Source organism: Qiania dongpingensis (assembly GCF_014337195.1).
Taxonomy (GTDB): domain Bacteria; phylum Bacillota; class Clostridia; order Lachnospirales; family Lachnospiraceae; genus Lientehia; species Lientehia dongpingensis.
In genome coordinates, this window is the sequence record NZ_CP060634.1 from 2,323,803 (window position 1) to 2,342,291 (window position 18,489).

Consider the following 18,489-nt stretch of genomic DNA (forward strand, 5'->3'; position numbering starts at 1 on the left):
ACAGCCGCCCCATGTGGTATGATAAAAATACGGAATAGTGGGGCTGGCTGTCGGAAACGGAGGATTTTATGTTAAGACAAGCCACCCAAAACCTGATTACTGCCCTTTATCCGAGATTATCCAAAGACGATGACCTGCAAGGAGAGAGCAATTCCATATCGAACCAGAAAAGGATACTCGAAGCCTACGCAAAACAGAATGGATTTACCAATCTGCGCTGGTACACCGATGACGGTTATTCTGGGGCAAACTTCCAAAGACCCGGTTTTCAAGCCATGCTTGCAGACATTGAAGCCGGGAAAGTAGGCACAGTGATCGTCAAGGATATGTCGAGGCTGGGGCGAAATTACCTGCAAGTGGGGTTTTATACGGAAATGCTGTTCCCTCAAAAGGGTGTCCGCTTTATCGCTGTCAACGATAATGTGGACAGTGCCAGCGAGGGTATGGACAACGATTTTACTCCGCTGCGAAACTTATTTAACGAATGGCTGGTGAGAGATACGAGCAAGAAAATCAAGGCAGTTAAAAAATCAAAAGGTATGAGCGGCAAGCCCGTTACCAGCAAGCCGGTCTATGGCTATGTGATGGACGAGGACGAAAACTTCATCATAGACGAGGAAGCCGCCCCGGTGGTACAGCAGATTTACCAGCTTTGCCTTGCCGGGAACGGCCCGACCAAGATTGCCCGTATGCTGACCGAGCAGCAAATCCCCACGCCGGGGACGCTGGAATATCAGCGGACAGGCAGCACCCGCCGTTATCACCCCGGCTATGAATGCAAATGGGCGACCAACACCGTGGTGCATATCCTTGAAAACCGGGAATACACCGGCTGTCTGGTGAATTTCAAGACGGAAAAGCCCTCTTACAAGACCAAACACAGCGTAGAGAACCCCATTGAGAAGCAGGCCATTTTTGAGAACCACCATGAGCCGATCATCGACAAGGAAACATGGGAACGGGTGCAGGAACTCCGCAAGCAGCGCAAACGCCCCAACCGTTACGATGAAGTAGGACTGTTCTCTGGGATTTTGTTTTGCGCCGACTGCGGCCATGTGCTGTATCAGCAGCGGTATCAGAACAAAGACCGCAAGCAGGACTGCTACATCTGCGGCAGCTACAAGAAGCGCACCCGCAACTGTACGGCGCACTTTATCCGCACCGACCTGTTGACCGCTGGTGTCCTGGCAAATCTCCGGCAAGTGACCGAATACGCAGCCAAGCATGAGAGCCGGTTTGTGAAGCTGCTTGTCCAGCAGAACGAGATTGGCGGCAAGCGAAAGACCGCCGCAGCCACCAAGCAGCTTGAACAGGCGCAGGAACGCATTTCTGAAATCAGCCGCATGATTAAGCGGCTGTATGAGGACAATGTAAACGGCAAAATCAGCGACGAGCGTTTCATGGAACTGTCGGCTGATTATGAAGCCGAGCAAGCGGAACTGAAAAAGAGAGCCGCAGCCCTGCAAGCTGAACTGGACAAGTCGCAGGCAGCCACCGTCAACGCCGAGAAATTCATGGGCATTGTCCGCAAGCACCTTGCCTTTGAAGAACTGACCCCCACCCTCTTGCGGGAAATGATTGAGAAAATCGTGGTGCATGAGTGCAGCTACGACGAGAACGGCACCCGCAGGCAGGACATTGAGATTTATTACAGCTTTGTCGGCAAGATTGACTTGCCCGAATAACCGCCCGACCTATCCGACACAATGGCCAAGTGCCGGATAGGAACGGCAAAATTTTTTACACTTCTATTGCTTCTTTATCACACACAAGCAAAGAGCCAGGGCATGAAGCAGCTCATGGCCGGTGCTGGTGTAGCCGTAGTCGGCATGGTCCTTGTACCTCTGCTCTCCGGGCTTTTCTCTGTCTAAGCGTCTCCGTATGAAATCCTTGCCGCTCCCGCAGCTTTGCGGGGGCGGCGGAAAGGAGGTTGACACCGTATGGATTTCTTACTTGAAGCCCTGACAAATTGGCTGAAAGAAATGCTGGTGGGCGGCATTATGAGCAACCTTTCGGGGATGTTTGACAGTGTAAATCAGCAGGTCGCGGATATATCCGTACAGGTAGGCCAGACCCCACAGGGATGGAATGGCAGTATTTTCAGAATGATTGAGAATCTGTCCAACTCCATCATGGTGCCGATTGCAGGTGTGATCCTGGCTATCGTGATGACCGTAGACCTGATCCAGATGATTGCAGACAAGAACAACCTGCATGATGTGGATACCTGGATGATTTTCAAGTGGGTGTTCAAATCAGCTGCCGCCATCCTCATTGTCACAAACACATGGAATATCGTGATGGGCGTCTTTGATATGGCGCAGAGCGTAGTGGCGCAGGCGGCAGGGATTATCAATTCGGATGCGTCCATTGACATTTCCTCAGTTATGACCGATCTGGAACCGAGGCTGATGGAAATGGATCTGGGACCGCTGTTCGGACTGTGGTTCCAATCCCTCTTTATTGGCATTACTATGTGGGCGTTATATATCTGTATCTTTATCGTTATTTATGGCCGTATGATCGAAATCTACCTTGTGACTTCGGTGGCTCCCGTTCCAATGGCTGCAATGATGGGTAAAGAATGGGGCGGTATGGGACAGAATTACCTCCGATCCCTGCTGGCGCTGGGCTTTCAGGCGTTTCTCATTATCGTCTGCGTGGCAATTTATGCTGTGCTGGTGCAGAACATCGCTCTGGAAGATGACATCATCATGGCAATCTGGAGCTGCGTGGGCTACACCGTACTGCTATGTTTTACGCTGTTCAAAACCGGCAGTCTCGCCAAATCAGTCTTTCAGGCGCACTAAAACGGAAGGAGGTTTCTACATTGGCTTATGTACCCGTACCCAAGGACTTAACAAAAGTCAAAACAAAGGTCATGTTCAATCTGACCAAGCGGCAGCTTATCTGCTTCACGGGCGGAGCGCTTATTGGCGTACCGCTTTTCTTTTTGCTCAGAAAACCTACCGGAAACAGTGTAGCGGCTATGTGTATGATGCTGGTTATGCTGCCCTTCTTTATGCTGGCTATGTACGAAAAGCATGGACAGCCCCTGGAAAAGATCGTGGGCAACATTCTCAAAGTAGCTGTGATCCGTCCCAAGCAGCGTCCCTACCAGACCAACAACTTTTATGCCGTATTAAAGCGGCAGGAAATGCTCGATAAGGAGGTGTATGACATTGTTCACCGCAATAAAAAAATGGCTGCATCGGATGTTCGGGAAAAACGAGGAAAAAACTGTGCAGCCGGTAAAGACAAAGAAAAAGCTGTCCCGCTCCGATAAGAAGCAGATCGAAGCGGCTATTGCCCGCGCCAACCGCACGGACAAAAAAGGAAAATCTGCGCAGGACAGTATCCCTTATGAACGGATGTGGCCGGACGGGATCTGCCGCATATCGGACAGCCACTACACAAAGACCATCCAGTTTCAGGACATCAACTATCAGCTCTCCCAAAACGAAGATAAGACGACAATCTTTGAGGGTTGGTGTGATTTCCTCAATTATTTTGACAGCTCAATTCATTTCCAGCTGTCTTTTTTGAACCTTGCGGCATCGGAGGAGACCTTTGCTAACTCCATTTCCATCCCACCCCAGAGGGATGCCTTTGACAGTATCCGCGAGGAATACACCACAATGCTGCAAAATCAGCTGGCCAGAGGCAACAACGGTCTCATCAAGACCAAATACCTGACCTTTGGTATCGACGCAGACAGCATCAAAGCCGCCAAGCCCCGTCTGGAGCGTATTGAGACCGATATACTTAATAACTTCAAGCGTCTTGGTGTAGCTGCCAGAACGCTGGACGGTAAAGAAAGGCTTTCTCAGCTTCATGCGGTATTCCACATGGATGAACAGCTCCCGTTTCAGTTTGAATGGGACTGGCTGGCTCCTTCCGGTCTGTCCACAAAGGATTTTATTGCACCAAGCTCCTTTGAGTTCCGCACCGGCAAGCAGTTCCGTATGGGCAAGAAATACGGGACTGTTTCTTTTTTGCAGATTTTAGCCCCAGAGCTGAATGACCGTCTGCTGGCTGATTTTCTGGATATGGAAAGCTCGCTCATTGTGAGTATGCACATTCAGTCGGTGGATCAGGTGAAAGCCATCAAAACGGTAAAGCGCAAGATTACCGACCTTGACCGCAGTAAGATTGAGGAACAGAAAAAAGCAGTCCGCGCCGGATATGACATGGACATCATTCCCTCTGACCTTGCCACATACGGCAGTGAAGCGAAAAAACTCTTGCAGGATTTGCAGAGCCGCAACGAGAGAATGTTCCTTTTGACCTTTCTGGTGCTGAACACAGCGGACAATCCCCGTCAGCTTGGCAACAACATTTTCCAGGCAGGCTCCATTGCCCAGAAGTATAACTGTCAGCTGACCAGGCTGGACTTCCAGCAAGAAGAAGGGCTGATGAGCTGTCTGCCCCTGGGACTCAATCAGATCGAGATCCAGCGAGGACTGACCACCAGTTCTACGGCCATCTTTGTACCGTTCACCACACAGGAATTATTCCAGAACGGCAAAGAAGCTCTGTACTACGGCATCAACGCCCTGTCCAACAATCTCATCATGGTGGATCGAAAGATGCTGAAAAACCCCAACGGCTTGATTTTGGGTACGCCGGGTTCCGGTAAGTCCTTCAGCGCAAAACGAGAAATCGCAAACTGCTTTTTGCTTACCAGTGATGATGTTATCATCTGTGACCCGGAAGCGGAGTATGCACCTCTGGTGGAGCGTCTGCATGGGCAGGTCATCAAGATCTCGCCTACCTCCACCAACTACATCAATCCGATGGACCTGAACCTGGACTACTCGGATGATGAAAGCCCGCTGTCCCTCAAGTCTGACTTTATTCTCAGCTTGTGTGAGCTGATCGTGGGCGGTAAGGAGGGCTTGCAGCCGGTGCAGAAAACCATCATCGACCGCTGTGTGCGTCTGGTCTATCAGACTTACCTCAATGACCCGCGCCCGGAGAATATGCCCATACTGGAGGATCTGTATAACCTGCTTCGGGAACAGGAGGAAAAGGAAGCCCAGTATATCGCTACGGCCCTTGAAATCTATGTAACCGGCTCCCTCAATGTGTTCAACCACCAGAGCAATGTGGACATCAACAACCGCATTGTCTGCTATGACATCAAGGAACTGGGCAAGCAGCTTAAGAAAATCGGTATGCTGGTGGTACAGGATCAGGTGTGGAACCGTGTTACCATTAACCGTGCCGCCCACAAGTCCACCCGTTACTATATCGACGAGATGCACCTGCTTTTGAAGGAGGAACAGACCGCTGCCTATACGGTGGAAATCTGGAAGCGATTCCGTAAATGGGGCGGTATTCCGACAGGTATTACCCAGAATGTCAAAGACCTTTTGAGCAGCCGCGAGGTAGAGAACATCTTTGAAAACTCCGACTTCGTGTATATGCTCAACCAGGCAGGCGGAGACCGTCAGATACTTGCCAAGCAGCTGGGCATTTCCACACACCAGCTTAGCTATGTGACCCACTCCGGTGAGGGCGAGGGCCTGCTGTTCTATGGCTCCACAATTCTGCCTTTCGTGGACCACTTCCCGAAGAATACCGAGCTGTACCGCATTATGACCACCAAACCCCAGGAACTGAAAAAGGAGGATGAATGATGATGAACCCCAACATTTTGAATAAAAACCCGCTGATGTTTTTTGACAGAGCGGTAAATGCCCAACGCAGCCAGCTGCTTACGGTCATGGCTGATGCGGTAAGTGAGTGCCGCACGGCGGCAGACCAGGCAGCCGAACTGAATGAGACCGGTCAGGTGGGGCTGCTCCGTCTGGCAGAGGTCTGGAGCACCATCCGTGCCAAGGAAGGTATGGGTGGTCTGGTTCTGGAAGGAACCGAAGCGAAAATCCTGTCCGATGTGGTGGCACAGTTTTACGCCTACCTGTCCGGTTGTATGTTCAACGATCCTGTGGGAATGGCCATTTATGCAGAGCTGCACTACATGATGTCCTCCCTCATGCTGGGAGAATGGTTTGAATAAAGAGCCGCGCCTGCGCTTTACTGATGAGGAACGGTCTGATCCTGCACTGGAAAAGCCGATCCGTAAAGCGGAGAAAGCTGCGGCCAGAGCAGATAAGGCGCAGGCCAATATCCCAAAGAAAAAGGTCAGGCAGACGGTCATCGACCCGGATACCGGAAAAAAGACCTCGAAGCTGACCTTTGAGGACAAGAAAAAGCCACCCTCCAAACTTTCTCAAGGGGTCAAGGAAGCTCCCGTCCATCTGGTTGCGGGCAAGCTCCACAAAGAGATCCGGGAAACAGAACAGGACAATGTGGGCGTGGAAAGCGCCCACAAGTCCGAGGAAGCGGTGGAGACCGGCGCTTATCTGGTGCGGGAGGGCTATCGCAGCCACAAGCTGAAGCCGTACCGCAAAGCAGCACAGGCAGAGCGCCAACTGGAAAAGGCAAATGTAAATGTTCTGTACCAGAAATCTTTGCAGGAAAATCCCCAGTTTGCCAGCAATCCACTTTCCCGCTGGCAGCAAAAGCAGGCCATCAAAAAGCAGTATGCCGCCGCCAAACATGCCGGTCAGACTGCCGGAAATACCGCCCAGGCTGCATCCAAAACCGGAAAAGCCGCAAGGACGGTAAAGGAAAAGGCACAGCAGGCAGGGGCATTCGTTATGCGGCACAAGAAAGGTTTCCTGATCGCAGGGGCGTTGTTTCTCATCGTTTGTCTGCTGATGAATACCATGTCCTCCTGCTCCATGATGGCGCAGAGCATCGGTTCCGTTCTCTCCGGTACCACCTATCCGTCGGATGACCCGGAAATGCTGGCGGTGGAGGCAGATTATGCAGCCAGAGAAGCCCAGTTGCAGGAGGAAATCGACAACATAGAAAGCAGCCACCCAGGATATGACGAGTATCGCTATGACCTTGGTATGATCGGCCATGACCCTCATGAGCTGGCAGCATTTCTCTCTGCCGTCTTGCAAGGCTACACCCGGCAGAGCGCTCAGGCAGAGCTGGCGCGTGTGTTTGCAGCACAGTATCAGCTGACGCTTACTGAGGAAGTGGAGATTCGCTACCGCACGGAGACCTCCACCGACCCGGAGACCGGTGAGACCACCTCAGAAGAAGTTCCCTATGAGTATTACATTTTGAATGTGAAACTCGCCAGCAAGCCCATTTCCGCTGTGGTGTCGGAGCTTCTGACCCCGGAGCAGATGAAAATGTATCAGGTTTACCGGCAGACCATGGGCAATAAGCCGCTGTTGTTTGGCGGCGGCTCCCCTGATACCAGCGGCTCGGAAGATCTGTCCGGTGTGCAGTTCATTAACGGTACCCGCCCCGGCAATCCTCAGCTGGTGGAACTGGCCAAGCGTCAGGTGGGCAATGTGGGCGGTTATCCCTACTGGAGCTGGTACGGCTTTGACTCCCGTGTGGAATGGTGCGCCTGCTTCGTATCCTGGTGCTATAACCAGGCAGGAAAAAGTGAACCGCGCTTTGCAGGCTGTGAGTGGCAGGGCGTTCCGTGGTTCCAGTCCCATGGACAATGGGGTGCAAGAGGCTATAACAATCTGGCTCCCGGAGATGCAATTTTCTTTGACTGGGATTTGGATGGGACAGCAGACCATGTAGGTATCGTGATCGGTACGGATGGCAGCCGTGTTTATACCGTGGAGGGAAATTCCGGCGATGCCTGCAAGATCAAAAGTTATGACCTGAATTATCAAAGCATTAAGGGCTACGGCCTGATGAACTGGTAACAGAGATTTTTAAGAAGGAGTGATAGACGATGGCAAAGAACAAAATTGAGCGCATTGACCAGGAGATTACAAAGGTCCGCGAGAAGATCGCAGAGTATCAGGAAAAGCTCAAGGCGCTGGAAGCACAGAAAACCGAGGCAGAAAATCTGGAGATCGTCCAGATGGTGCGCGCCCTGCGTATGACCCCGACCCAGTTGAGCGCCATGCTGTCCGGTGGCACAGTTCCCGGCAGTTTGGCTGATGACAATAACGAACAGGAGGAAAACAGCTATGAGGAATAAACGATTGCTCCGAACACTTTCCGCCCTTTGCCTGACAATGGTTGTGGCATTTGGCTTTACGATCCCTGCTTTTGCACAGGGGTCAGAACAGGCTCCGGCGGCACCGGCAGAGGATTCTACCAATGACAGCAATGTTACTGTGGAAGAAACAGAACCAGCACCGGCACTTACACCGGAGGGGAATGCGGCACTGGTGGATGATTTTGGAGGCAATAAGCAGCTTATTACTGTTACGACCAAAGCTGGAAATTACTTTTACATCCTGATTGACAGGGCGAATGAGGATAAAAAGACTGCTGTTCACTTTCTGAATCAGGTGGATGAAGCGGATTTGATGGCACTGATGGAAGATGGAAAAGCAAAAGAGGAGCCGCCTGCGGTATGCAGCTGCACGGCAAAATGTGAAGCAGGGGCAGTCAATACGGGCTGTCAGGTCTGTGTAACTGATAAGAGTAAATGTACGGGCAAAGCACCGGAACCTCCGGCAGAAACACCGGAGCCGGAAAAAGAGAAGCCTGCCGGACTGAACCCGGCTGCGATAGTCCTTTTGCTGGCTCTGCTGGGCGGCTGTGGCGTATTTGCCTATTTGAAGCTTGTTAAGAACAAGCCTAAGACCAAGGGCAATGACAGTCTGGACGATTATGATTATGGCGAGGAAGATTCCGAGGAATGGGAAACCGAGGATGAGGAGTCGGACGAACCGGACGCTGATGGGGGCAGCACAGAAGAAGATGATGAGGACAGTGTGAAATGACCCGTTTCACAGACAGTCCCTATGAACGCATGATGACACGCAGGCCGGAGGGCGGGAAGGAAACTTCCCGTCCTCCTTCTTTACCCCACAGCCACCCCTGCTATGGCTGCGGGAGTTATGGAAGTCCCTGCGTAGGTATCTGCCATCGTGAGATGGAACGCTGGCTCAAAGAAAGGAAACGAAAAAAATGAGTGTTCTGATTATATTTATCAAGCTGATTGCTGTTTTTGACCTGCTGGTAATTGCTGTGTATTTTGGCGGCGACATTCTTTCTACCATGTTAAACAAACTTCGGAGAAAGCCAAAGCAAGATGACCCCTTTGATTTCTCCTTAGATACCGTGACAGTTTCATTGTCCATAGATTCTATCCGTCAGCTTTGTTCCGACGATGCGGCAGATTTTGTGGAAGAAAAGATCCTGCCAAATGCGGAGAAAACAATGGCCGTGCTGACGGAACAAGAACAGACGGCGGCTCGTCTGCTCTTATCCGCTTTGATCGGTTTTCTTGCAGCAGAAGCTCCTATGGATGAACAGAGCTTTCCTTTGATGATGGAACTTCTGAACTGCATGGAAGGGGAAAAAGAAGATGGTTGTCAGGATGCAGTAGATAGTTTACTTGAAGATGCCGCCTGCAATACCCGCCGTCACGAAGAATATTACAGCAATTATCAACGCTACCAGCTGATACAGGTGGATAAAACCCGTGTCATTTTGGCTTGCCGTATCATCATCAATGACCTGCTGGGGAAACTGTACCGCTATGACTACCGGTTTGGTTATAACCTGCTACTGGATGAGGAAAACAGCATAGAGAAAAAACTGCACACGCCTGTGCGGGAAGAATGGGAGGCTGAAGATTATGAATTTAGTGATTGCTGAAAAACCATCGGTTGCACAAAGTCTGGCTACGGTAATCGGTGCAACTGCTCGTAAGGATGGGTATCTGGAGGGTAACGGCTGGCGTGTCAGCTGGTGCGTGGGCCACCTGGCCGGTCTTGCGGATGCAGACAGCTATGACTCCAAGTATGCCAAGTGGCGATATGATGACCTGCCTATTCTGCCGGAGCATTGGCAGATGGTAGTGGGAAAGGATAAGAAAAAGCAGTTTGATATTCTCAAAAAGCTGATGAACGCCCCGGATGTGACGGAGGTAGTAAATGCCTGTGATGCCGGGCGCGAGGGCGAGCTGATCTTCCGCAGCGTCTATGAGCTGGCAGGCTGCCAAAAGCCGATGAAAAGGCTCTGGATTTCTTCGATGGAGGATTCCGCCATAAGGGAGGGCTTTGCAAACCTGCGCCCAGGTGTAGATTATGATGGACTTCGGGATGCTGCTCTCTGCCGTGCCAAGGCCGACTGGTTGGTAGGGATCAATGCCACAAGGCTTTTTTCCGTGCTGTACCACCGCACCCTCAACATCGGGCGCGTGATGTCTCCAACGCTGGCACTCATTGTCCAGCGAGAAGCTGAAATCGACACCTTTAAGCCGGTTCCTTTTTATACCGTGGCGCTGGAGCTGCCCGGTCTTACCGTATCTGGGGAGCGCATGGCGGATAAGGCCGCTGCTGAGCAGCTGAAAGAAACCTGTCAGGGTGCAGCTGTCACGATCAAAAAGGTGGAGTGCAAGGAAAAGTCTGAAAAGCCGCCTGCCCTCTATGACCTGACTACTCTGCAAAGAGATGCCAACCGCCTGCTTGGATTTACAGCCCAGCAGACCCTGGACTATCTGCAAAGTCTGTATGAAAAGAAGCTTTGCACCTATCCCCGTACTGACAGCCGCTATCTGACCGGTGATATGGCAGACAGCCTGCCGGTACTGGTGAACCTGGTTGCCAACGCCATGCCGTTTTGCAAAGAAATCGCCATTACCTGTGATCCGCATACGGTCATCAACGATAAGAAAGTAACTGACCACCACGCAGTAATCCCTACCAGAAATCTCAAGGATGCAGACTTTTCTGCCCTTCCTGCGGGAGAAAAAGCGGTGCTGGGGCTGGTGGCCCTGCGTCTGCTGTGCGCCGTAGCCCAGCCCCATATCTATTCGGAAACTGTTGTGATTGCAGCGTGTGCCGATGGGGAGTTTACCGCCAAAGGAAAAACGGTGAAGCATCCCGGATGGAAAGCACTGGAGGACGCTTACCGTGCCAAAATGAAGGATGCAGAGCCGAAAAAAGAGGGTGCAGAGAAAGCCCTGCCGGAGCTGACCGAAGGACAGACCCTTTCGGTTTCTGCGGCAATCGTCAAAGAAGGTAAAAGCTGTCCACCTCAGCACTTTACGGAAGTTATATGCTATGAAAGGGGGATAAGAAATCGCCCGTAGAAAGGAGAATTTTCAATGAAAGCAAGGAAAACTGACGCAGGAAAGATAACCGCATTATACGAGCGTTTGAGCCGCGACGATGACCTCACAGGCGACAGCAACAGCATAATCAACCAAAAGAAGCTGCTTGAAGATTATGCAAGAGAGCATGGATTTACGAATTGCGTCCACTTTACCGACGATGGCTGGTCTGGGGCAAACTTCGAGCGTCCGAACTGGAAACGCATGATTGCGGGAATTGAAATCGGCGAAATCGGCTATGTACTGGTAAAGGATTTAAGTCGTGTCGGTAGAGATTATTTGCAAGTGGGATTTTACACAGAAGTCATGTTCAAAGAGCGCGGCGTCCGATTTATCGCCATAGCAAACGGAGTTGACAGCGACAAGCGCGAAAGCAGCGAGTTTGCCCCGTTTTTGAACATTATGAACGAATGGTATGTGCGCGACAGCAGCCGCAAAATAACAAGCGTTCTCCGCGCAAGGGGAATGTCCGGCAAGCATACAAACAGCCATTGTATTTATGGCTATAAGAAAGACCCCAACGACAAAGACCACTGGATTATCGACGAGGAAGCCGCCGAGGTAGTACGCCGGATTTACCACATGGCGTTAGAAAGCAAAGGCCCGTATGAAATCGCTCGTATCCTTGCTTTAGAAAAGATTGAAAGACCGTCCTATTACCTTGCACAGCGCGGCGTGGGAAAACATCAATCAAACTATAACCCCGCTGAACGGTACACATGGCGCGGCGGCACAGTTGCCGACATTCTATCCAAGCCAGAGTACATGGGGCATACGGTAAACTTCCGCACCTATAAAGAAAGCTATAAGGACAAACGCTCCAGAATGACACCGCAAGAGGATTTAGTCATTTTTGAGAATACGCAGGAAGCCATTATTGACAGGGAAACATGGGAGCGTGTTCAGAGCTTGCGGAAAACCATACGCCGGACGGACACCATAGGCGCGGCAAATCCCTTAACAGGCTTGATGTTTTGTGCGGATTGCGGAGCGAAAATGTATAACCACAGGGGCGGGGCGGGAATTGCGCGCGACTGGGCTGGGCGACCCAACGGAAAGAAGCGTCCAGAACGCGACGAATACAACTGTTCCCGTTATGATTTAGGCAACCAGCACTACGATAGATACTGTACAACGCACCTTATCCGCACAGCGGTTGTAAATGAACTTCTGCTTGAAGCTATCAAAGAAGTGTGCGACTATGCGCTGAATAATGAAACGGCATTTATGGAACAGGTCTGCTCTGCTTCCAGCGAACGACAGGCGAAAGCGGCAAAGGCAATCCGGCAGCGGAAACAGCGCAGCGAAAAGCGGACTGACGAATTGAGCCGCTTAATCCGCAAACTTTATGAGGACAATGTAAACGGTAAACTTTCTGATAAGCTCTTTGAGCAAATGTTACATGATTTTGAAGCGGAATTAGAGAGTTTGACCGAGAGCATAGCACAAGACCAACAGGAACTTGACCGCATAAGCCGGGAAACTGTCAACGCTGAAAAATTCCTTGACCTTGTAAAAAAGTACACGGATTTTTCCGAGCTTACCCCCGCCATGATAAATGAATTTGTTGAAAAAATCCTTGTTCATCAAGCCGAGGGCAAGGGGGCAAGCCGCACACAGGAGGTTGAGATTTTCTTTAATTTTGTCGGCAAAGTGGAAATCCCCCATGAAGAAATCAAACTGACAGAGGAAGAAAAAGCCGCATTAGCGGAGCAGGAACGACGCAGAGCGAAAAAAGCGGAATATAACCGCCGCTATATGGAGAAGAAACGCAGACAATGGAAAGAGCAGCGGGAACAGGAACAGGCGCAGAAGCCCCAAGAGCTTCCCTCTGCCGCAGACGAGAAAGGAGAACATATCGCATGAGAAGATTGATTGACAATGGAAACACATACGCTGCCAGACCACCTTATATCGGGCATTACGGACGCTTGCGGAAAGCCTACCTTGAGAGCTACCGCCCCGACCTCTACGCCGCCCTTACCGCCAGTGAAACGCTCTATGAGCATTGCGCCGAGATTGACGCAGCCGCCCGAAGCCGGATTGACCTTATCATGTCGCAGCTTGCTAAGAGTGCGGGAGTTGCCGAGAAATTAAAAGCAAAAGATCCGCTTGCGTGGGTGGGACTGATGAACGCTTGCAAGGCACAGGCGGAGAAAATCGTGAAGCACGAGTTAATCTATGTTTGACGGTCAAGAGCCGGAAAAAACAGAAATCTTGCGATAACAGCCGCCTCGACGATACATTCCCCGTCCGGGCGGTTTTTATCGTCAAAATCGCTGTTTCCCCCAAGTCAAGAGCCGGAAAAAACACCCGAAAAATGCCACTATTGCGTAACAGGGGCGCAGAAAGGAGCTTGCATGAAAACAGGACTTACAAAACAGGAAAAGACCACCGATATTTGGTTTGACGAGAAAGACCCACTAATCTATATCCGCACCCACAACACCGACTTAAAGAAGCGGCTTGCCGCCTATGCCGGACAGCACTCCGACCAGTGCCGCCAGACCGACGCAGACCCCGAAACGGGTTGCATGGAGTTTGAGATTGCAAAGGGGCGTTTCTCTTTCCGTCTGACCGCTCCATACAGCGAAGAACGGCGCAGAGCCGCCAGCAAAGCGGCAAAGAAACAATACGGCAACTTGACACACCCTATTCAAAAAGATGTGCTATAATTTTTTTGAAAAAATTTTGGATTTGATGTAGTATTTGCCGCTGAAACCGTAGTATATGGGTGAAGCCGGAAAGGAGGCGGCGTATTTGATAGAAGATGAAAAAATCATAGAACTTTTTTCCCAACGTTCAGAAGAAGCTATACGGGAACTGGATATAAAATACGGCAAAGTTTATCAAAAGCTCTCGTATAACATTGTGAACAACAGACAGGACGCGGAGGAATGTGTGAATGACGCTTACTTAGGCACATGGAACGCAATTCCCCCGGCGAAGCCTGACCCGCTGCTGACCTATGTCTGTAAAATCGTTCGGAACATTTCATTGAAGATTTATTACAGAAAGGAAGCAGCCAAACGAAGCAGCCATTACACGATTGCTATGGAGGAAATCGAAGCCTGCATAGCAGACCCCAACACAGTTGAAACGGAGATTGAAGCCAGAGAATTAGCCCGTATCATTGAAAACTTTTTGGACACGCTGACCGTTGAAAATCGAGTTATCTTCATACGGCGGTATTGGTTTTCTGAAAGCTGCAAAGATATAGCCGAGTTTGTAGGGCTTACAGAGAAAAACATCTCCGTCCGGCTGACCCGTATCCGTCAAAAAATGAAAGACTATTTAATCGAAAGAGAGGTATTTATATGAACTCTAAGAAGTTTTCCGAAGCCATGAGTGAGCTTGACAGCAAGTACATTGATGAAGCAATCCATTACAAGAAGAAGTCCAGCAAGAAACACAACTGGACGAAGTGGGGTTCCCTTGCCGCGTGTCTTTGTTTGGCATTAGGCGCAGCATTTACCGTACCGAAGCTCATGCAGCCTTCCGATATTGGCGATATTGGTACGCCACAGCCCAGTAACCCGATTATTTCTCCTATACAGGAGGAGCCGCACAAACAGCAGACCGATAACAGTGTCATTGATGAAACTATGACATTGGAGGAAGCACAGCTTTCCGAGCCTTTCGGCGGCTACATGCTTTCCGAAGCACCGTCCGGCTTTACTGTTGAAACAATCCGGCGTTATCAAGATGAAACTGCAAACTATCTTTCTGGACTTTGGACGAAAGGCGAGGGTTCCTTTGATGAAATAAGCTGGCGGGTATCTTCCTATGATGACACTATGGAAAACAGAGTAACATCCGTTGATGATACCCAAAATTACGATTTAAGCCTTTATCCGTTCCCACTTGCTGATTCCGTACCAGAAGAATTGTTCGAGGTTGTAGACCACCCGATTTTTAATATCGATGAACTGACATTAGAAGCTGTTAGCCGCAGAGCCTACACTATCAATGAAAGCAGCGACACAGACGCAATCAGAATGACTTTTGGTGTTCGCTATGGGGATATTGTTGTTGATGTTACAACCAAGGGCGTATCGCCGGAATGGATTTATGAGCAGCTAATCGAATTAAAAGATGTGGGTAGCAATACACAGGATATGGCAGCAAAACGCGCAGCACAAAATGTCATTGTTGATGAAACTATGACCTTAGAGGAAGCGCAGCTTTCCGAGCCTTTCGGCGGCTATATGCTTTCCGAAGCACCGTCCGGCTTTACCAGCGATATAATCCGGCGTTACCAAGATGAAACTGTAAACTACCTCTCTGGATTTTGGACGAAGGGCGAAGATTCCTTTGATGAAATAAGCTGGCGGGTATCTTCCTATGACGCGACTATGGAAAACAGAGTAACATCGGTTGATGATACTAAGAACTACGATTTAAGCCTTTATTCATTCCCGCTTGCAGACTCCGTACCGGAAGAATTGTTTGAGATTGTAGACCACCCTATTTTTAATATGGACGAGCTGACATTGGAAGCAATCAACCGCAGAGCCTATTCTATCAATGAGAGCAACGACACAAGCGCAATTAGAATGACTTTCGGTGTCCGTTATGGAGATGTGGTTGTGGAAGTCACGACTAAAGGCGTATCGGCGCAATGGATTTACGACCAGCTTGTGAATGTATACCATGACAAAAGCTGCATTAACTTTAGAAGCAGTAACTAAATAATTGTAGCCACCCATAATTGAATACTGACCTAAAAGGGCAGCCGAGAAAATCGACTGTCCTTTTTCTATGCCGACAGGCAGAAAGGAGCGACCACCCATGACGAAACCGAGAGAGAAAACCCTTGAAAAACTGACCGCCGAGATTGAGGACGGAAAGAAGAAAATCCGGCAGTTTGAGAACCGGGAAAAGATGTTGCGTCAGAAGTTATCCAAAGAGGAACGCAGGACACGCAGCCACCGCCTTATCGTCCGGGGCGCGGTCTTTGAAAGCATTGTGCCGGAAGCAAAGGACATGACCGACGAGGAAGCAGCCGCGCTTCTCCGGCTTGCCTTGACGAGCCAGCCAGCGCGGGAATATGTGAAAAAACGAGCCGAGGGAGCGACAAGCTGAAAGTCCCTTAGGAACTAAGGGCGCACTTATACACCCTTACGGGCGTGTGCGCTCTGCCGAGGGCTTAATCTTCGCACAGGGATTTTCCCCCGCGCTACGATTGGCGGCTATGCCGCAGACAGGGGAAGCTACACTTCCCCTGCGACAGCTTACGCTGTCTACCCCTTAGTGTACTTGCCGGAAGCAAACACCTTGCTACGCAAGCTATTCACTTCCAACAAGTCTGAAATCGCTCTAACGGAGGTGATACCCATAGCGATTTATCATTGTAACATCAGCATTGTCAGTCGTGGAAAAGGCAAGTCTGCCGTAGGCGCAGCCGCCTACCGAAGCGGCGAAAAAATCACGAATGAGTGGGACGGAATGACCCATGACTACACAAGGAAACGCGGCGTCATTCATACCGAAATCATGCTGCCGCCCCATGCCCCGCCCTCTTTCTCTGACCGCGCTATCCTATGGAACAGCGTGGAGCTTTCCGAGAAAGCCGGGAACGCGCAGCTTGCAAGGGAGATTGACGCAGCCCTACCCGTAGAATTATCCAGAGAGGAACAGATACGGCTTGTCCGGGAATACTGTTCCTCTCAATTTGTTTCCAAAGGAATGTGCGTTGATTTTGCCATTCACGACACCGACAGCGGCAACCCCCATTGTCATATCATGCTTACTATGCGACCCCTTGACGAGCGCGGCGCATGGGCGGCGAAATCCAAAAAGGAATATGACCTTGACGAGAACGGGGAGCGCATACGCTTACCGAGTGGCAGATACAAGACCCACAAGGTAGACCTCACAGGTTGGAACAGCCAAGAGAACGCGCTTGTCTGGCGCAAGGCGTGGGCGGATATTTCCAACGAGTTTTTAGAACGCGCCGGAAGCCCGGAGCGTATCGACCACCGCAGCAACGCCGAGCGCGGCATTGATGAAATCCCCACCGTCCACATGGGCGTGGCGGCTTGTCAAATGGAGAAGAAAGGCATAGCCACCGAAAAGGGCGAGCTTAACCGGAATATCCGCAAGGCAAACCGACTGATTAAGGAAATCCGGGCGCAGATCGGCAACCTCAAAGAATGGATTGCCGGACTGCTTGCAGAGAAAGAAGCTGCCCCCGAAAAGCCGCAGCCGCCCCAGTCTCCCGACCTTGCAAATCTTCTGATGAAGTATCTAAGCGTCCAGAGGGAAAAGAGCCGGAAGTATTCGCAGAGCTGGCAAAGGCAGCACGCAGCCGACGAACTGAAAACCGTATCACAGGCGGTCAATTTCCTTGCGGGGCGCGGTATTTCTACCCTTGCGGAGCTGGACGCTTCCCTTTCCTCTGTCCGTGAGAAATCCGACGCTATCCGTGAGGGCATGAAAGCCGCCGAGAAGCGCATGAAAGAGCTTCAAAAGCTGATTGAATACGGGGAGAATTATCTGAAATACAAGCCCGTACACGACGAGTTGAAAACGCTGAAAAATGGCTGGACGAACAAACGCGATAAGTACGAGGAAGCCCACCGTACCGAGCTTGCCCTATGGAACGCGGCGAGCCGCTATCTTCACGCCAACTTGCCGCAAGGCGTGAAATCCTTGCCTATCGCGGAATGGAAAAAGGAGTGCGCCGCCCTCAAAGCGCAGAACACCGCCGACTATACGAAGCTCAAAGAAACCCGCGCCGAGGTTGCCGAGCTTCAGAATATCCGAAAGTGTGTGGAGATTGCACAGCGGGCAGACCAGCCGGAGCAGACCCGCGCCAAGCGGCAGAAACAGGAGCGATAAAGGAAAAGGACGGTCAAACTGTCTGGCTTGTCCGTCCTATGTACTATCCGGTAAATTTTAAAATTTGTTGAACTATTCGCCAAATTTATCGTATCCCCACCAATCTGGGATTAACTCTTTAAGTTTTACTGTTTTATTTGTTTCAAGGTCAAGAAGAATTTCAATATCTCCGCTATCCTTATCTAACTGCATCATATACTCGCGACAAGCACCGCAAGGAGAACCAACCCGACCATCAGGCATTACTGCTACAACTTTATCAATCTGGCTCTCGCCATTTGTAATCATATTGGCAATAGCATTTCTTTCCGCGCACATTCCAAGTGTTGACGCAGTATCAATACAAACACCAACATAAATATTTCCTTGCTTAGTAAGAATAGCTGCCGCAACTCCTCCTGCCTCTATAAAAGGGGAAATTGTTCGACTATTTTGTACATTAACTGCTGCATTATATAATTTGTTCCACATAATATTAGGTCTCCTCAAATACAAATTTGTCGGTTTCATTATACTTGAAA

At 50.4% G+C, this 18,489-nt stretch carries 19 protein-coding genes and 1 pseudogene; 19 read left to right on the plus strand and 1 reads right to left on the minus strand.

Features of this window, described 5'->3' with window-relative positions:
- The first annotated feature begins 68 nt into the window (after positions 1–68).
- The 19 genes and pseudogenes from H9Q78_RS10880 (at position 69) to mobQ (ending at position 17,968) form a co-directional block, all read left to right on the plus strand.
- On the plus strand, positions 69–1,685 hold the full coding sequence (locus H9Q78_RS10880; RefSeq protein ID WP_249301708.1) for a recombinase family protein: 1,617 nt from the start codon (positions 69–71) through the stop codon (positions 1,683–1,685).
- 114 nt (positions 1,686–1,799) lie between these two features.
- Entirely contained in the window at positions 1,800–1,871 is a 72-nt protein-coding gene (locus H9Q78_RS14550) for a hypothetical protein (protein WP_118736852.1), read from the plus strand.
- Between the two features lie 69 nt (positions 1,872–1,940).
- Positions 1,941–2,810, plus strand: a complete 870-nt coding sequence (locus H9Q78_RS10890) for a VirB6/TrbL-like conjugal transfer protein, CD1112 family (RefSeq protein WP_142419511.1) — start codon at positions 1,941–1,943, stop codon at positions 2,808–2,810.
- Positions 2,811–2,830: 20 nt separating this feature from the next.
- On the plus strand, positions 2,831–3,286 hold the full coding sequence (locus tag H9Q78_RS10895; protein WP_195232511.1) for a PrgI family protein: 456 nt from the start codon (positions 2,831–2,833) through the stop codon (positions 3,284–3,286).
- The gene (locus tag H9Q78_RS10900) at positions 3,243–5,642 is read left to right on the plus strand and encodes a VirB4-like conjugal transfer ATPase, CD1110 family (protein ID WP_195232516.1); all 2,400 of its coding nucleotides are present in this window, start codon (positions 3,243–3,245) and stop codon (positions 5,640–5,642) included. Before H9Q78_RS10895 ends, H9Q78_RS10900 begins: the two co-directional genes overlap by 44 nt.
- Positions 5,642–6,022 carry a DUF3851 domain-containing protein gene (locus tag H9Q78_RS10905; protein WP_014078550.1) on the plus strand — a complete coding sequence of 127 codons (381 nt, stop codon included), beginning with the start codon at positions 5,642–5,644 and terminating at the stop codon, positions 6,020–6,022. The genes H9Q78_RS10900 and H9Q78_RS10905 overlap by 1 nt, the downstream gene beginning before the upstream one ends.
- Entirely contained in the window at positions 6,015–7,751 is a 1,737-nt protein-coding gene (locus H9Q78_RS10910) for a CHAP domain-containing protein (protein WP_249301712.1), read from the plus strand. Before H9Q78_RS10905 ends, H9Q78_RS10910 begins: the two co-directional genes overlap by 8 nt.
- A gap of 29 nt (positions 7,752–7,780) precedes the next feature.
- Entirely contained in the window at positions 7,781–8,032 is a 252-nt protein-coding gene (locus H9Q78_RS10915) for a DUF4315 family protein (RefSeq protein WP_006777886.1), read from the plus strand.
- Positions 8,022–8,786 carry a DUF4366 domain-containing protein gene (locus H9Q78_RS10920; RefSeq protein WP_195232510.1) on the plus strand — a complete coding sequence of 255 codons (765 nt, stop codon included), beginning with the start codon at positions 8,022–8,024 and terminating at the stop codon, positions 8,784–8,786. Before H9Q78_RS10915 ends, H9Q78_RS10920 begins: the two co-directional genes overlap by 11 nt.
- Positions 8,783–8,977, plus strand: a complete 195-nt coding sequence (locus H9Q78_RS10925; RefSeq protein ID WP_110104035.1) for a hypothetical protein — start codon at positions 8,783–8,785, stop codon at positions 8,975–8,977. The genes H9Q78_RS10920 and H9Q78_RS10925 overlap by 4 nt, the downstream gene beginning before the upstream one ends.
- Positions 8,974–9,666: a conjugal transfer protein TraG gene (locus tag H9Q78_RS10930; RefSeq protein ID WP_195232509.1), complete on the plus strand. Its 693-nt coding sequence runs from the start codon at positions 8,974–8,976 to the stop codon at positions 9,664–9,666. Before H9Q78_RS10925 ends, H9Q78_RS10930 begins: the two co-directional genes overlap by 4 nt.
- A pseudogene (locus H9Q78_RS10935) lies at positions 9,647–11,065 on the plus strand (DNA topoisomerase); the annotation flags it as partial. The gene H9Q78_RS10930 and the pseudogene H9Q78_RS10935, both read left to right, overlap by 20 nt.
- 54 nt (positions 11,066–11,119) lie before the next feature.
- Positions 11,120–12,991 carry a recombinase family protein gene (locus H9Q78_RS10940; RefSeq protein WP_249301714.1) on the plus strand — a complete coding sequence of 624 codons (1,872 nt, stop codon included), beginning with the start codon at positions 11,120–11,122 and terminating at the stop codon, positions 12,989–12,991.
- Positions 12,988–13,314, plus strand: a complete 327-nt coding sequence (locus tag H9Q78_RS10945) for a TnpV protein (RefSeq protein WP_249301716.1) — start codon at positions 12,988–12,990, stop codon at positions 13,312–13,314. Before H9Q78_RS10940 ends, H9Q78_RS10945 begins: the two co-directional genes overlap by 4 nt.
- A 171-nt stretch (positions 13,315–13,485) precedes the next feature.
- Positions 13,486–13,800, plus strand: coding sequence for a hypothetical protein (locus tag H9Q78_RS10950; RefSeq protein WP_249301718.1), 315 nt, complete (start codon positions 13,486–13,488; stop codon positions 13,798–13,800).
- 85 nt (positions 13,801–13,885) lie between these two features.
- A complete protein-coding gene (locus tag H9Q78_RS10955; RefSeq protein ID WP_249301721.1) occupies positions 13,886–14,446 on the plus strand; it encodes an RNA polymerase sigma factor in 561 nt (186 codons plus the stop codon).
- Entirely contained in the window at positions 14,443–15,816 is a 1,374-nt protein-coding gene (locus H9Q78_RS10960) for a hypothetical protein (protein ID WP_249301723.1), read from the plus strand. The genes H9Q78_RS10955 and H9Q78_RS10960 overlap by 4 nt, the downstream gene beginning before the upstream one ends.
- A gap of 100 nt (positions 15,817–15,916) precedes the next feature.
- Complete coding sequence (locus H9Q78_RS10965) at positions 15,917–16,210, plus strand: DUF3847 domain-containing protein (protein ID WP_249301726.1); 294 nt, start codon at positions 15,917–15,919, stop codon at positions 16,208–16,210.
- A gap of 192 nt (positions 16,211–16,402) precedes the next feature.
- The gene (mobQ, locus tag H9Q78_RS10970) at positions 16,403–17,968 is read left to right on the plus strand and encodes a MobQ family relaxase (protein WP_330595158.1); all 1,566 of its coding nucleotides are present in this window, start codon (positions 16,403–16,405) and stop codon (positions 17,966–17,968) included.
- A gap of 72 nt (positions 17,969–18,040) precedes the next feature.
- Here mobQ and H9Q78_RS10975 read toward each other — a convergent pair whose 3' ends face one another.
- On the minus strand, positions 18,041–18,439 hold the full coding sequence (locus tag H9Q78_RS10975) for a cytidine deaminase family protein (RefSeq protein ID WP_249301727.1): 399 nt from the start codon (positions 18,437–18,439) through the stop codon (positions 18,041–18,043).
- Positions 18,440–18,489: the final 50 nt, after the last annotated feature.